At 68.3% G+C, this 13,086-nt stretch carries 19 protein-coding genes; 10 read left to right on the top strand and 9 right to left on the bottom strand.

The window, feature by feature from the left end; genetic code table 11:
* Positions 1 to 76 precede the first annotated feature (76 nt).
* The 3 genes from ACWEVR_RS08060 to ACWEVR_RS08050 all read right to left on the bottom strand — a co-directional run bounded on the left by ACWEVR_RS08060 (position 77) and on the right by ACWEVR_RS08050 (position 1,297).
* Positions 77 to 727 carry a hypothetical protein gene (locus ACWEVR_RS08060; protein ID WP_357399247.1) on the bottom strand — a complete coding sequence of 217 codons (651 nt, stop codon included), beginning with the start codon at positions 725 to 727 and terminating at the stop codon, positions 77 to 79.
* 56 nt (positions 728 to 783) lie between these two features.
* Positions 784 to 975: a hypothetical protein gene (locus ACWEVR_RS08055; RefSeq protein ID WP_452466300.1), complete on the bottom strand. Its 192-nt coding sequence runs from the start codon at positions 973 to 975 to the stop codon at positions 784 to 786.
* A gap of 112 nt (positions 976 to 1,087) precedes the next feature.
* The gene (locus ACWEVR_RS08050) at positions 1,088 to 1,297 is read right to left on the bottom strand and encodes a BldC family transcriptional regulator (RefSeq protein WP_019049435.1); all 210 of its coding nucleotides are present in this window, start codon (positions 1,295 to 1,297) and stop codon (positions 1,088 to 1,090) included.
* A 153-nt stretch (positions 1,298 to 1,450) separates the two neighbouring features.
* Here ACWEVR_RS08050 and ACWEVR_RS08045 point away from each other — a divergent pair, with 153 nt between their 5' ends.
* Genes ACWEVR_RS08045 through ACWEVR_RS08020 form a run of 6 tightly spaced genes read left to right on the top strand, consistent with a single transcriptional unit; the run spans position 1,451 to position 4,754 of the window.
* Positions 1,451 to 1,765: a DUF4229 domain-containing protein gene (locus ACWEVR_RS08045; protein WP_067641892.1), complete on the top strand. Its 315-nt coding sequence runs from the start codon at positions 1,451 to 1,453 to the stop codon at positions 1,763 to 1,765.
* Positions 1,762 to 2,847, top strand: a complete 1,086-nt coding sequence (locus tag ACWEVR_RS08040; RefSeq protein ID WP_452466299.1) for a PLP-dependent cysteine synthase family protein — start codon at positions 1,762 to 1,764, stop codon at positions 2,845 to 2,847. Before ACWEVR_RS08045 ends, ACWEVR_RS08040 begins: the two co-directional genes overlap by 4 nt.
* Before the next feature lie 57 nt (positions 2,848 to 2,904).
* Entirely contained in the window at positions 2,905 to 3,447 is a 543-nt protein-coding gene (locus ACWEVR_RS08035; protein WP_452466298.1) for a dihydrofolate reductase family protein, read from the top strand.
* Positions 3,448 to 3,502: 55 nt separating this feature from the next.
* Positions 3,503 to 3,724 carry a hypothetical protein gene (locus tag ACWEVR_RS08030; protein WP_067484990.1) on the top strand — a complete coding sequence of 74 codons (222 nt, stop codon included), beginning with the start codon at positions 3,503 to 3,505 and terminating at the stop codon, positions 3,722 to 3,724.
* Positions 3,724 to 4,305, top strand: coding sequence for a Clp protease N-terminal domain-containing protein (locus tag ACWEVR_RS08025; RefSeq protein ID WP_452466297.1), 582 nt, complete (start codon positions 3,724 to 3,726; stop codon positions 4,303 to 4,305). The genes ACWEVR_RS08030 and ACWEVR_RS08025 overlap by 1 nt, the downstream gene beginning before the upstream one ends.
* Before the next feature lie 53 nt (positions 4,306 to 4,358).
* Positions 4,359 to 4,754, top strand: a complete 396-nt coding sequence (locus tag ACWEVR_RS08020) for a phage holin family protein (RefSeq protein WP_067641889.1) — start codon at positions 4,359 to 4,361, stop codon at positions 4,752 to 4,754.
* Here ACWEVR_RS08020 and ACWEVR_RS08015 read toward each other — a convergent pair.
* The 5 genes from ACWEVR_RS08015 to ACWEVR_RS07995 form a co-directional block, all read right to left on the bottom strand.
* A complete protein-coding gene (locus tag ACWEVR_RS08015) occupies positions 4,751 to 5,620 on the bottom strand; it encodes a 1,4-dihydroxy-2-naphthoate polyprenyltransferase (protein WP_225278533.1) in 870 nt (289 codons plus the stop codon). The two genes, ACWEVR_RS08020 and ACWEVR_RS08015, sit on opposite strands and share 4 nt — an antisense overlap.
* 22 nt (positions 5,621 to 5,642) lie before the next feature.
* Positions 5,643 to 6,107 (bottom strand): SRPBCC family protein, encoded by a 465-nt coding sequence (locus ACWEVR_RS08010; protein WP_452466296.1) that lies wholly within the window; start codon positions 6,105 to 6,107, stop codon positions 5,643 to 5,645.
* Positions 6,108 to 6,199: 92 nt separating this feature from the next.
* Positions 6,200 to 7,324 carry an o-succinylbenzoate--CoA ligase gene (gene menE / locus ACWEVR_RS08005; RefSeq protein ID WP_452466527.1) on the bottom strand — a complete coding sequence of 375 codons (1,125 nt, stop codon included), beginning with the start codon at positions 7,322 to 7,324 and terminating at the stop codon, positions 6,200 to 6,202.
* 259 nt (positions 7,325 to 7,583) lie between these two features.
* A complete protein-coding gene (locus ACWEVR_RS08000) occupies positions 7,584 to 7,976 on the bottom strand; it encodes a VOC family protein (RefSeq protein ID WP_452466295.1) in 393 nt (130 codons plus the stop codon).
* Between the two features lie 13 nt (positions 7,977 to 7,989).
* Positions 7,990 to 8,883, bottom strand: coding sequence for a 1,4-dihydroxy-2-naphthoyl-CoA synthase (locus tag ACWEVR_RS07995; protein ID WP_067641884.1), 894 nt, complete (start codon positions 8,881 to 8,883; stop codon positions 7,990 to 7,992).
* A 141-nt stretch (positions 8,884 to 9,024) separates the two neighbouring features.
* Between ACWEVR_RS07995 and ACWEVR_RS07990 the strand changes: the two genes are divergently transcribed.
* The 3 genes from ACWEVR_RS07990 to menD all read left to right on the top strand — a co-directional run bounded on the left by ACWEVR_RS07990 (position 9,025) and on the right by menD (position 12,043).
* The gene (locus ACWEVR_RS07990) at positions 9,025 to 9,471 is read left to right on the top strand and encodes a DUF6918 family protein (RefSeq protein ID WP_067485009.1); all 447 of its coding nucleotides are present in this window, start codon (positions 9,025 to 9,027) and stop codon (positions 9,469 to 9,471) included.
* Positions 9,472 to 9,844: 373 nt separating this feature from the next.
* Entirely contained in the window at positions 9,845 to 10,129 is a 285-nt protein-coding gene (locus ACWEVR_RS07985; RefSeq protein ID WP_067485012.1) for a hypothetical protein, read from the top strand.
* A 282-nt stretch (positions 10,130 to 10,411) separates the two neighbouring features.
* Positions 10,412 to 12,043: a 2-succinyl-5-enolpyruvyl-6-hydroxy-3-cyclohexene-1-carboxylic-acid synthase gene (gene menD, locus ACWEVR_RS07980; RefSeq protein ID WP_452466294.1), complete on the top strand. Its 1,632-nt coding sequence runs from the start codon at positions 10,412 to 10,414 to the stop codon at positions 12,041 to 12,043.
* Here menD and ACWEVR_RS07975 read toward each other — a convergent pair.
* Positions 12,040 to 12,294 (bottom strand): hypothetical protein, encoded by a 255-nt coding sequence (locus ACWEVR_RS07975; RefSeq protein WP_452466293.1) that lies wholly within the window; start codon positions 12,292 to 12,294, stop codon positions 12,040 to 12,042. The two genes, menD and ACWEVR_RS07975, sit on opposite strands and share 4 nt — an antisense overlap.
* A 135-nt stretch (positions 12,295 to 12,429) precedes the next feature.
* Between ACWEVR_RS07975 and ACWEVR_RS07970 the strand changes: the two genes are divergently transcribed.
* Positions 12,430 to 13,011: a TIGR03086 family metal-binding protein gene (locus tag ACWEVR_RS07970; RefSeq protein WP_452466292.1), complete on the top strand. Its 582-nt coding sequence runs from the start codon at positions 12,430 to 12,432 to the stop codon at positions 13,009 to 13,011.
* Positions 13,012 to 13,086: the final 75 nt, after the last annotated feature.

Here is a 13,086-nt window from a genome sequence, read left to right as displayed (position 1 = left end):
TCAGGTCAAGCGTGGCGGCGCCAGAGACAACTGTGCCCGGGTGCTCGGGTGAGCATCCGGGCAGTGGTCAATGCGATCAGCAGTAGTAGCAGATCTTGTTGGCCGGCAGTTCCACGTGGCAGTTCAGGCAGACCGGCTTGCGAACCGGTTCCGGCTTCGGGGTGGTGACGCTGGGGCGGGAGGCGGCGGTGCGCTTGGCTTCGGCGGCTTCCGCGGCCTCGGTGGTGGCCAGATCCTGGGAGGTGCGCTGCCGGATGGCTGCGACCTTCGGGGGCAGGGTCGGCAGGCCGCCGTCGGCGGGGAGGTCCGTGGCGTAGTGCTGGTAGCACTGCCAGCGGGCGGCGGCCGCGTGCATCTCGAGGTCGTCGGGAATGGGCAGGCCCGCGAGTTCGAGGATGTAGCGGTAGCCGGTGCCCACGGTCTGGTTGCGGCGCACACACAGCGCGCTCAGCGGCGGCTCGTTGTTGTTGTGACAGTATTCGGCGACCCGGTCGAGCACGACCGGCAGCCAGTGCTGCCACTTCACCTGGGTGCGGATACCGGACTCTTCCTGCACCAATTCGGCCAGCTCGGTATTGACGATGAAGTTGTTGAAGCGCGACGCGGTGGCGGCGAGCACGTCGTGTGCCGCGCGTGTCCACGCCGACCGCGCCTCGGTGAACGTCACGGCGCTGCCGTCGGCCGCGCGCCAAGTGGTCGGGATGGAAGCCTGCTGCACATCGATCACCGGAATACGTTATCTACCCAGCTGTTTCGTGCGCAATGGGGGGTATGTGGGTCAGCTCACGCCTCGGGACCGGAATCGTCGCGCGGTTGCTTGCGGAGCCGCCACAGGAATTCCGGGTCGTCGTCCGGACCGAGGATCGGCCTGCGTGCGGCCGGGCCGGGATTCGGGTTCGGGCGTTCGGGGCCGAACGCCTTCCAGCACAGCACCGCGATGGCCACGATCGCGATGAGTGCCAACAGGTACGTCACGTCGCTCACCTCCTGCTATCGAGGGTAGCCGTGTCCGCACCGTGTGCACATCGGCAACGGAAGGGAAATTCCCGGCAAACGCGAGCCGAACCGGCTCGCGCTGCCGGTGAGGTCAGCGGGGGGCTGCCTCGGTGGTGAGCGATTTGAGCAGCTGCAGAACCTCGGACTCGCGGAATCGGCGGTGTCCGCCCGGCGTGCGCAGCGAACCGAGCCTGCCCGCATGGGCCCACCGAGTAACGGTCTTCGGGTCTACGTGGAACATTGCGGCCACTTGGCCTGGTGTCAGCAGAGTGTCCTGGCCGCCGACGGTGATCGCAGTCATAGCTAACCTCTCCGTTCTCGACAGTTCCCTCATCAGATGGCGCCATCGTCGCACTGCGACCCCCACGTAGTCGAACCACCTACAGTTGGTAAAGGGGAAGTAATAGACAAATGCCGCGAACGGGGCCGCGCGCGCCGGGGTTACCCTGTCAAGGTGAGTGAAGCAACTGGTCAGCAAGGTTCCGCGGGGAAGCGGCTGGCCCGCAACCTTGCCCTCTACACGCTGGCCCGGCTCGGGCTTGTCGTGGTGATCGCCGCGTTGATCGTCGGCGTCGCCAAGCTCATCGGGGTCGAGGTGCCGATCATCGTAGCGGCCCTGTTCGCGCTGATCGTCGCGATGCCGCTGTCGCTGACCCTGTTCAAGAAACTGCGCATGAAGGTGAACGAGGACATCGCCGTCGTCGACGAGCGCCGCCGCCAGGACAAGGCGCAGCTGCGGGCTCGTCTGCGGGGTGACGACGACGCGTGAAGTACCTCGACCGCAGCGCACCGCGTGACTGGGTCGACAACGCGGTGCGGCTGATCGACGCCGACGCCCAGCGTTCCGCCGACACCCATCTGTTGCGCTACCCGCTGCCCGCCGACTGGCCGGTGCAGCTGTACCTCAAGGACGAATCCACCCACATCACGGGCAGTCTCAAGCACCGCCTGGCCAGATCGCTGTTCCTGTACGCGATCTGCAACGGCTGGGTCACCGAGGGGACGACGGTGGTCGAGGCGTCGTCGGGGTCGACGGCGGTGAGCGAGGCGTATTTCGCCAAGCTGCTCGGGCTCGATTTCGTGGCGGTGATGCCGGCGAGTACGTCGCCGCAGAAGATCGCGCTGATCGAAGCACAGGGTGGCCGTTGCCATTTCGTCGAGCGGCCGCCGGAGATGTACTCCGAGGCCAAGCGGCTGGCCGCCGAATCGGGCGGGCACTTCATGGACCAGTTCACCCATGCCGAACGGGCGACGGACTGGCGCGGCAACAACAACATCGCCGAATCCATCTTCCAGCAGCTGGCTTTGGAACAGCATCCGATCCCGGAGTGGATCGTGGTCGGCGCCGGAACCGGTGGCACGAGCGCGACGATCGGCCGCTACATCCGCTACCGCAGGCACCCCACGCGCCTGGCCGTCGTCGACCCCGAGAACTCCGCGTTCTACGGCGGTTACGAGACCGGCGACGCCGGGTACGAGACCGGAATGCCTTCGCGCATCGAGGGAATCGGCCGCCCGCGGGTGGAGCCGTCGTTCATCGGTCAGGTCGTGGACCGCATGATCGTGGTGCCCGACGCGGCCTCGATCGCGGCCACCCGGCACGCGAGCACCGCCCTCGGCCGACGCGTGGGCGGCTCGACGGGGACCAATCTGTGGGGCGCGTTCCACCTGGTCGCCGAACTGCTCGCCGCCGGACGCAGCGGCAGTGTCGTCACCCTGCTGTGCGACGGCGGTGACCGCTACGCCGGTACCTACTTCGACGATGCCTGGGTCGAGGGTCAGCGCCTCGACCTGACCGGACCGAGCGCGGTTCTCGCCGAATTCGCCGCGACGGGTCGCTGGAGCGGCTGATTTCCCATACCGAACCTTGACAGTGGATGGCAGGTTTCACTGTCAGGATCGGTGTTCATGACGACGACCTATTACACGGCTTCCAGTCTCGACGGCTACATCGCCGACCCCGACAATTCGCTGGATTGGCTGATGGCGGTAGCCGATGCCGATCCGGCCACCGGGGATGTCGGCGTTTTCCTGGAAGGCGTCGGTGCCATGTGTCTCGGGTCGACCACCTACGAGTGGATGGCGGACAACAACCCGCCGCAAACCTGGCACGACGAGTACGGCGACCTGCCGACCTGGGTGTTCACCCACCGGGAGCTGCCCCGGCTGCCCGGTGCGAACGTGCGCTTCGTCGCGGGTGAGGTCGGCCCGGTCCACGAGCAGATGACCAAGGCTGCCGGCGGTCGCGACATCTGGGTGATGGGTGGTGGCGACCTCGCCGGACAATTCGCCGATGCCGGGCTGCTCGACGAGGTGATCGTCGGCGTCGCGCCGGTGACTCTCGGTGGCGGCGCGCCCGTGCTCCCGCGCCGCATTCTGGCCGACCGGCTGCGACTCGTCGAGGTCGGGCGCCTGGGGCAGTTCGCCAAGCTCGTCTACCGATTGAGCTGACATCGGTCGTCAATTTTTGTTGACAGCATTCGATTCGTCAATCAAAATTGACAGCATGACCGATGCAACCACGCTCGCCGCCGCGGCGGGCAATCCCGATCCCTCGGTCGGTCTGCGCGCGGTACTCGCCCTGCGCAGGCTGGCTGACCGGCTCGAAACCATCCAGGTGGCCAACGCCCGCGCCAACGGCTGGTCGTGGCAGGCGATTGCCGACGCGCTCGAGGTGAGCAAGCAAGCGGTGCATCAAAAACACAACCGGAAGGGTGGCACCCGCTGATGTTCGAGAGATTCACCAAAGGCGCCAAGGTGGCCGTTGTCCTGGCTCAGGAAGAGGCCAAGGAACTGGGCGCCCAGCGAATCGGGCCCGAACACGTCCTGCTGGGCGTGCTGACCAACGCCGAGCCGCCGCTGCGCGCGGTCCTCGACGCCGACGGCATCACCGCCGAGGGCGTGCGCTCCACGCTCGCCGCACGGGCGAACGAATCCCCGCTCGGCGCCGACGACGCGGAGGCGCTGCGCTCCATCGGCATCGACCTCGACGCGGTGCGGGCCAGTGTCATCGAGAACTTCGGCCCGCAGGCGTGGGATCAGGCCGAACCCGAACCCAAGCGCGGGATCTTCGGCCGCGTGAAGGGTGCCAACTGGGGCCACATCCCGTTCTCGGCGCCCGCCAAGAAGTCCCTCGAGCTCGCCCTGCGCGAGGCACTGCACCGCAAGGACCGCGAGATCGGCACCGCCCACCTGTTGCTCGGCATTCTCCGCAGCGTCGATCCGGCGCAGGCCGATCTGCTCGGCGGCAGCGACGGCATCGCGACGCTGCGCGAGGACATCCACCGAATGCTCGACCGCGCCGCCTGAACTTGCCGCGTCGGACACACCGCGATGTCCGATTTCGGGCCTAGCATGGGTCTATGCAGCTAGCCATACGGTTGGTCATCAACGCCATAGCCATCTGGGCAGCGGCGGCGTGGATCGACAAGATCACTATTTCCGTGCCGCCGGAATGGTCCGACGAGTGGGGCAACTGGGGCAAGGCCCTGGTCATCCTCATCGTCGCGGTCGTGTTCACCGCCGTGAACGCCGTCATCAAGCCGATCGTGAAACTTCTGTCCCTGCCGTTCGTGATCCTCACGCTCGGCCTTTTCCTGCTGGTGGTGAACGCGGCCATGCTGTGGCTCACCGCCAAGATCACCGAACTCACCGACTACGGCCTGCGGGTCGACGGTTTCTGGGCAGCGGTGCTCGGCGGTGTCATCATCATGCTGGTCAACTGGGTACTCGGCATCATCGTGCCCGACGGCGACTAGCCGAAACCGACGGCCAGCGCGCTCAGCGCCGACCAGGCCAGCAGCGCCAGCCCGGAATCGCGCAGGGCGGGAATCAGTTCCAGCCCGCCCTTGCCCGTACGCACGGGGGCGTTGGCCCGGACCGCGAGCGGAATCGCGAGCAGTCCGGCCAGCGCCAGCGGTGTGCGGGCGATCAGCGCGAGACTGATGACGAACGGTACGGCCAGCAGCACCAGGTGCAGTGTGCGGGTGCGTGCGTCACCGAGTTTCACGGCGAGGGTGACCTTCCCGGACTCGGTGTCGGTGGGAATGTCACGCAGGTTGTTGGCGACCAGCACGGCACTGGAGAACGCGCCGACCCCGATCGCGAGCAGTAGCCCCACCCAGTCGACCCGCTCCGCCTGCACGAACTGGGTGCCGAGTACGGCGATCAACCCGAAGAACACGAACACCGCGATCTCACCGAAACCGCTGTAGCCGTAGGGCTTGCTGCCACCGGTGTAGAACCAGGCACCGGCCAGGCACAGCGCGCCGAGGAGGACCAGCCACCAGGCGGTCGTCGCGGCGAGCACGAGCCCGGCGACGGCCCCCACCGCGAGGCTCACCACGGCGGCGGTGCGAACAGCGCTGGGGGAGGCCAGTTTCGACCCGACCAGCCGCAGCGGCCCCACCCGCTCGTCGTCGGTGCCGCGGATTCCGTCGGAGTAGTCGTTGGCGTAGTTCACCCCGACGATCAGGGCGAGCGAAACGAGCAGGGCCAGTAGTGCTTTCCACCAGACGGCGCCGTCGATCGAGGCGGCGGCACCGGTGCCCGCCAGCACCGGGGCGATCGCGTTGGGCAGCGTCCGCGGCCGGGCGCCTTCGATCCATTCCGCAGCTGTAGCCATGAATCGAAGCCTAGTCGCGTGTTCAGGACCCGGCTGATTCGGCGACCGTCTTCAATCTGGCCAGGCCCTTGTCGAAGTCCTTGCCGATCATGTTGTCGATCGGGAACACCTTGCCGAGCACACCCATCAGGCCCGAGTGGGTGCCGGTCATCCGCCAGGTCACCTCGGTGCCGCCGGGTACCGGGTCGAGGGAGAAGGTGACGGTATTGGTTGCCTTGAACGGCTTCTCGAACTCCAGTTGCACGCCGATCTCGCGCTCGGCATCGGCTTTGATCTCCATCACACCGGCACCGGCCTTGCGGTTGCCGCGCCACGCGTACCGCGCGCCGATACCCGATTCGGGACCGCTGTAAGTGCGGGCGAGCTGCGGGTCGGAATCCTCCCAGGGCGACCACAGCCGCCACTGCCGGAAGTCGTTGATGAAACCACGGATGCGTGCCGGCTCGGCGGCGATGGTCGCGCGCCTGCTCACCTCGAAGTCGCCCATGAGAGTGAGCCTAGAACCCGGCACCGACAAATTCGCGGCATGCGGGCCGGTGTCATGGCGGCAGGTCGGGACCCACCCGTCGGCCGCGACGACTATCCGGCCAGCAGGCGTGCCCGTACAGCCGCGCGATCGGGCTTCCCGGGCCCACGCAGCGGAATCTCCTCGAGCACCACGAGTTCCCTCGGCGCCGCGATCGAGTCGAGCTCGGCGACGACGTGTGCCCGGATCTCCTCCAGCGTGGGGGCGGCGTCCGCGTTCGGCACGATCGCCACGGCCACCCGCTGACCGAGTCGTTCGTCGGGCAACCCGAGCACGATGCATTCCCGGATCCCCGGATGAGTGGCCAGCACGGCCTCCACCACCTGCGGGATCACCAGCAGGCCACCGGTCATGATGGCCTCGTCGAGTCGTCCGCTGATCGCGAGCTTGCCGTCTTCGAACGAACCCGCGTCCTCGGTGCGGAACCAGCCGGGCTCGGCGAAGGCGGGGTGGTCGGGCAGGTTGCGATACCCGCGCGCGATCATCGCGCCGCCGAGCACCACCCGGCCGTCCTCGATGCGTACGCGGGTGCCGTCGAGCGGTACGCCGTCGTACACGCAGCCGCCGCAGGTCTCGCTCATGCCGTAGGTGCGGACCACATTGATCCCGGCGTCGCGGGCCCGCTCGTACACCGGTGGCGGGGTGGCCGCGCCGCCGACCAGCACGGCGTCGAGCTCGCTGAGCGCCTTGGCCGCGATCGGCGAGTCCAGCGACTTGATGAGCTGGGTCGGGACGAGCGCGGTGTAGCGGCGTGGCCCGCGCATCGCGCCGACCGCCCCGGCCAGCGCCTCCGGCAGGAATCCGCCCGACACGTCGAGCACGGTCGGCTCGGTGCCCGCGAGGATGCTGCGCAACAGCACCTGGATACCCGCGATGTGGTGGGTCGGCAGGGCGAGCAGCCAGCTGCCGGGCCCGCCGAGGCGCGCGTGGGTGGCGTTTCCGCTGGCCCGCAGTGCCTCGGCGCCGAGCAACGCGCCCTTGGGGATGCCGGTGGTGCCCGAGGTCGTCACGACGAGCGCGACGTCGTCGTCGATCGGGTCGCCCGGTTTGAGCGCGTCGGAGAGTCGGCGTGCCTCGCGACGATCGGTCGTCGGGATCGGCAGCCACGCCGGTCCGCTGCCGTCGAGGGCTTGCCGCAGATGGGGAAGTACTTCGCCGACACCGGAACCGGTGGGCATCTGCAGCGTCCGAAGGGTTCTGCTCACGCCACCACCTCCGGATACAGCAAGCTGTGCGACCTCACGACATCGATCGTGTCATGCGGGCGACAGGACCCGGCCAACGGGTCGGTTTGCTCTGCGGGAAAAAGCCAGGCATAGCGTCTGCGATTCAGTAGATGGACAGAACTCGCTGCGCGGTCCGGACGTCGGCGGTCGGGCGCTTGCTCCCAGTTATCGTGCTCGGGCGCGCGCGCATCGGCAAATCGGGCGACCCGGCTCACTCCGGCGACCAGCGCTGGTCACGCCGGATGGGATGTTCGGCGGGCACCTCCACCAGCACGATCGGTACGCCGTCGGGGTCGGCCACCCGCATCTCCCACAGTCCCCACGGCTCGAGCACGGGTTCACGGACGATGGGAATTCCCTTCAGCGCCAGCTCCGCCGCCGCGTCGGACACGTCGCGCACCTGCAGCCACAGCGCACCGTCGAAGGTGCCCGGCTGACCGCTGCCCCCGTGCGCGGCGACCTCCACCAGCGACTGCCCGGCGAAGAACACCGTGCCGCCGGGGTACTCCCTGGCGATCGCGAGACCGAGCCCGTCGCGGTAGAACGCGAGGGTGGCCGCATAGTCGCTGGGCCGCACGATGATCCGGCTGTTGAGAATCTCCATCGCCCGTCCGTTCTCAGAAGTACCAGGGGTAGGGCGTCCAGTCGGGCGCGCGCTTCTCCAGGAAGGCGTCGCGCCCCTCCACAGCCTCGTCGGTCATGTATGCCAGCCTGGTCGCCTCACCGGCGAACAGCTGCTGACCGACGAGACCATCATCGAGCAGGTTGAAGGCGTACTTCAGCATGCGCTGAGCCTGCGGCGATTTGCCGTTGATGTCGGCGGTCCACTCCAACGCCACGTTCTCGAGCTCGTCGTGGTCGACGACCTTGTTCACCGCACCCATCTGATGCATCTCCTCGGCCGTGTACGGCCTGCCGAGGAAGAAGATCTCGCGGGCGAACTTCTGGCCGACCATCTTCGCCAGATACGCGCTGCCGTAACCACCGTCGAACGAACCGACATCGGCGTCGGTCTGCTTGAAGCGGGCGTGCTCGCGCGAGGCCAGCGTCAGGTCGCACACCACGTGCAGGCTGTGGCCACCACCGGCCGCCCACCCGTTCACCAGGGCGATCACCACCTTGGGCATGAACCGGATCAGCCGCTGCACCTCGAGGATGTGCAACCGGCCCGCGCGCGCCTTGTCGACGGTGTCGGCGGTCTCGCCCTCTGCGTACTGGTAGCCGCTGCGCCCGCGGATGCGCTGGTCGCCGCCGGAACAGAACGCCCAGCCACCGTCTTTCGGGCTCGGCCCGTTGCCGGTGAGCAGCACCGCACCCACGTCCGACGACATGCGCGCGTGGTCGAGCGCGCGATACAGCTCGTCGACGGTGTGCGGGCGGAAGGCGTTGCGCACCTCGGGCCGGTCGAAGGCCACGCGCACGGTGCCCTGTTCGACGTGCCGGTGATAGGTGATGTCGGTCAGGTCTTCGAACCCGGGGACGGGCCGCCACAGCTTCGGATCGAAAGTCACGACACCGATTATTGCCCTACCGCATGGGGCGAGCCTACGAGGCGGTAACACCGCAGGTCGAGCGGTCGCGCGAGCATCGCGCGCGCGGGTGCGTATAGTTGCGCCTGCTCGTTCATCGAACCGATCCGGAGGAACCTGAAAGTGGTTGCAGCACTGTCTGAATCCCTGCTCGACGACGCCAAGCGTCCGGCTTTCCTTGCTGACGCCGTCGAGGTTCTCGACGCCGAGGTCTCGGACAAAGGTGGTGCGTCCGGCCTGGCCGTGAAGGGTGGTTACGCGGCGGTCAAGAAGATCAGCCCCACCATCGTTCCCGACGCGCTGGCCTCGCTGGCGCCGAAGCTGCTCGACCAGCTCCAGCCGTACTGGGCCGAATTCACCGCCTCGGGCACCGGCACCTTCGCCGATCTGCTGAGCGCCAAGTCCGACGAGGTCGCCGAGTCGCTGCTGGCCGTCACCGACGCCCGTGCCGAGGCGTCGACCCGTCCCGCGCTGCAGAAGGTGTACTCCTCGATGCGCGGTTCGGCCAAGAAGCACGTCATCGAGGCGCTGCCGCGCGTCGGCGATCTGGTGCAGAAGCACGCGGGCTGAGTTTCGGCGCACACACCGAAGGCCGGTGTGGTTCGTACGCGAACCGCACCGGCCTTTCGCATGTCCTGTGACCACTGTCACCCCGGGGGATTCGCGGGAACCGCCCGCCACGGCCACGCCCGGTCGCGGGTAAATTCCGCCGCCGCGACTGTGAGCGAGATAACCGCGCCGGTAAACGGCGGGAAAATTGCGGGTTGCCGTGAATTATGGAGCTCGCGAGGATGCCGCGAACGATTGGCTACTGCCGACCGGAATCGATTACCGTGCCTCTCGAGCGGTTCGGAAAGAGGAATTGCTTGCTGCGGAAATCGCATCTTCCGCTGGGTACAGATGAAATGACTGCATTGCGCAGGTCGAAAGGAAGTCCGGTCACATGATCTCTCGTAAGGCCCTCGCCGCCACCGGTGCCGCCGCTACCGCCGCCGTCATGTTCTTCGGTCCGGCCGCTATGGCGAACGCTGAGGACAGCGGCTCCGCCAGCGGTTCCGCCGAGCTGCTCGAGCTGTCCACCGGCTCGGCCGGCCTGCTCGAAGGCCCCGCCGCCGGCTCCAGCGTGCTCGAGTCGGGCAGTGGCGCCATCGACGGCCTCACCTCCGCCGTCCTCAACATCGTCGACGCCGTCACCGGCATCAAGGACCTCACCGCTCCCGCCGAGTGAGCTGATCCCACCCTCGGCCCTTGTGCCGAAACGAAATCCGGCGACCGGGCCACGGCCCCGTCGCCGGATTTCTTTGTCTTGACGACATGTTTGCGAACCGATGTATCTCGAACAGATAAACATAGTAATAGCCATACCTTTCGAGCCATCGGTAGCTAATTGCCCGGAACCGTCGGGGAATTGGTCTCCGGCACCATGACGGTGCCGGCGGGCTCCGGCGGTGACGTATCCAACGTGGGCCGGAGGCAGACGCGCCCCGTCCCGTCTGACAGGCTGGTGATTGTGAATCCGTCAACTGCGCAGGCACGAGTGGTCGTCGACGAGTTCGTGCGCGGCGGCGTCCGCGAGGTGGTGCTGTGCCCCGGATCGCGCAACGCCCCGCTCGCCTTCGCCCTGCAGGCCGCCGACGCGGCCGGTCGGCTGCGGCTGCACATGCGCATCGATGAGCGCACCGCGGGATTCCTCGCGATCGGCCTGGCGGTGTCGTCGGGGCGGCCCGTCCCGGTGGTGATGACCTCCGGTACCGCCGTCGCCAACCTGGCCCCCGCCGTGCTCGAGGCGAACTACGCGCGGGTGCCGTTGATCGTGGTCAGCGCGAACCGGCCCTACGAGATGCTCGGCACCGGCGCCAACCAGACCGTCGAACAGCTCGGCCTGTTCGGTAGCCAGGTGCGCGCGACCATCAGCCTCGGGCTGGCCGAGGCCGAGGCCGGTGAGGCGAACTACCCGAGGCAGAACAGCGTGTGGCGCTCGGCCGTGTGCCGGGTGCTCGCCGCCGCGCGCGGTACCCGCTCCGGCAACGCGGGACCGGTGCAGTTCGACATCCCGCTGCGCGAGCCCCTGGTCCCCGAGCTGTCCGACGACGTGATCCCCGTCGGCCGCGAGGGTGACAAGCCGTGGACGGCCACCCAGTACGCGACTCTCGACGTGCCCCTCGACATCGACCTCACCCCCGACACCGTCGTCATCTCCGGCCACGGTGCCGGTCTGCGCCCCGAGCTCGCGGCGCTGCCGACGGTCGCCGAGCCGACAGCGCCCATGCACGGCCCGCCCCTGCATCCGCTCGCGCTGTCGCTGCTGGCGCCGAAGCAGGCCATCATCACCGGCCGGCCCACGCTGCACCGGCAGGTGTCGCGGGTGCTCGCCGATCCGAACGTCACCGTGTACGCGCTCACCACGGGTCCACGCTGGCCCGATGTGTCCGGCAATGTCGTCGGCACCGGCACGCGCGCGGTCACCACCGGAACCCCGGACCCGGCATGGCTGGCCCGCTGCGCCGACCTGAACGACCAGGCCGAAGCGGTGGTCCGCGCCGAGCTGGCGAGCCACCCCAAAGCCACCGGCCTGCACGTCGCCGCCGTGGTCATGGACGCTCTGCGCGAGGGTGATCAGCTGCTGCTCGGCGCATCGAACCCGGTGCGCGACGCCGCACTGGTGTCGAGCCCGCGCCGAGGTGTGCGGGTGCTGTCCAACCGTGGCGTCGCGGGCATCGATGGCACCGTCTCCGGTGCGGTGGGTGCGGCGTTGGCCCACCCCGGCCGCACGATCGCCCTCATGGGTGACCTGACGTTCCTGCACGACGCGTCCGGCCTGCTCATCGGCCGCGGCGAACCGCGCCCGGGCAACCTCACCATCGTGGTCGCCAACGACGACGGCGGCGGCATCTTCGAGCTGCTCGAACAGGGTGACCCGCAGTACGCGGGCGTGTTCGAGCGAGTCTTCGGCACACCGCACGGCATGGATCTGGCCGCGCTGTGCGCCGCCTACCGCCTTCCGCATCGTGGCGTCGATCCCGCCGAACTCGCGGAGGAACTCGCCGTCGACGCGCACGGCATGCGGGTGCTCGAGGTGGCCACCGAACGGTCGAGCCTGCGCGAGCTACACGCCACCGTGCGCGCCAAGATCGCCGGCTAGAGTTCGTCCTCCTCGTCGACGAACGCGTCACCGTCGTCGAGCGGCACCTCGATGCTCTGCTCGATCACATCGGCCGGATTGGCCCGGTCGGCGTCCTGATCGACCCGGGCCGCCATCTCCTCGGTGTAGTCGGCGCTGTCGACGAAAGCCGGGTCGTCGGGGACATCGTCGCGGAAGGCCGACTGCTCCTGTTCCACGCGATCGGCCTCGGGGACCTCGTCCAGCGGGCGGGCGGTGTCGTAGTCGATCATCGGTACTCCTCTGTCGTCGTCGTTGCCTCGGACGGGTGTCGCTGATCGGGTCGTGCGCTGTCCAGAGTGCGCCGTTCGCCGGTTCTCGGCAACCCGCACCGATGATTCCGGCACCGTCGGGTCGTCTCGTTCTGTATGGAGCCGCAATTCGATTTCGCCCCGGCCGCCCGTTCGCTGGCCACCGTCGTCGCCGGGATCACCGACGACCAGTTCACCGCCCCCACCCCGTGCGTCGGCCTCGACGCTCGCGACTTGATCCGCCATGCTGTCGAGCTCACCGAAGCGTTCCGCCAGGCCGCGACCAAGGAGTCCGTCGGTCGGTCCACGCCACCCGGCGTGGTCGACGACGAGCTGTCCGCCGATTGGCGCACCAGGATTCCCACGCAGCTCGACGCGCTCGTCGAGGCATGGCGGGTGCCCGAGGCCTGGGACGGTGAGACCGAAGCCGGTGGGGTGGTGATGCCCGCCGCGGCGATGGCGATGGTCGCGCTCGACGAGCTCGTCGTCCACGGGTGGGATCTGGCGGTGTCGACCGGTCAGGTGCTCGAGGTCGACCCCGGTCATCTGGGGATTCTGCTCGAGTTTCTGGGGGAGACCGATCCGGAGGGGACGCCCGGGTTGTTCGGGCCGGTCGTCGCTGTCGCCGAGGACGCGCCCGCACTCGACCGGGTGTTGGGGCTCACCGGTCGTGATGCTGGATGGAAGCCTCCGGCCTAGCGCTGCGAGGTGGAAGCCGCGGGCCTGGTGCTGCTGGGTAGGAGTCGCGGGCCTGGCACTGCGGGGTGGGAGTCG

The organism is Nocardia sp. NPDC003979 (assembly GCF_053605015.1).
Note: the sequence above shows the minus strand (reverse complement) of the source record. Positions and strands in the feature narration are given on the sequence as shown.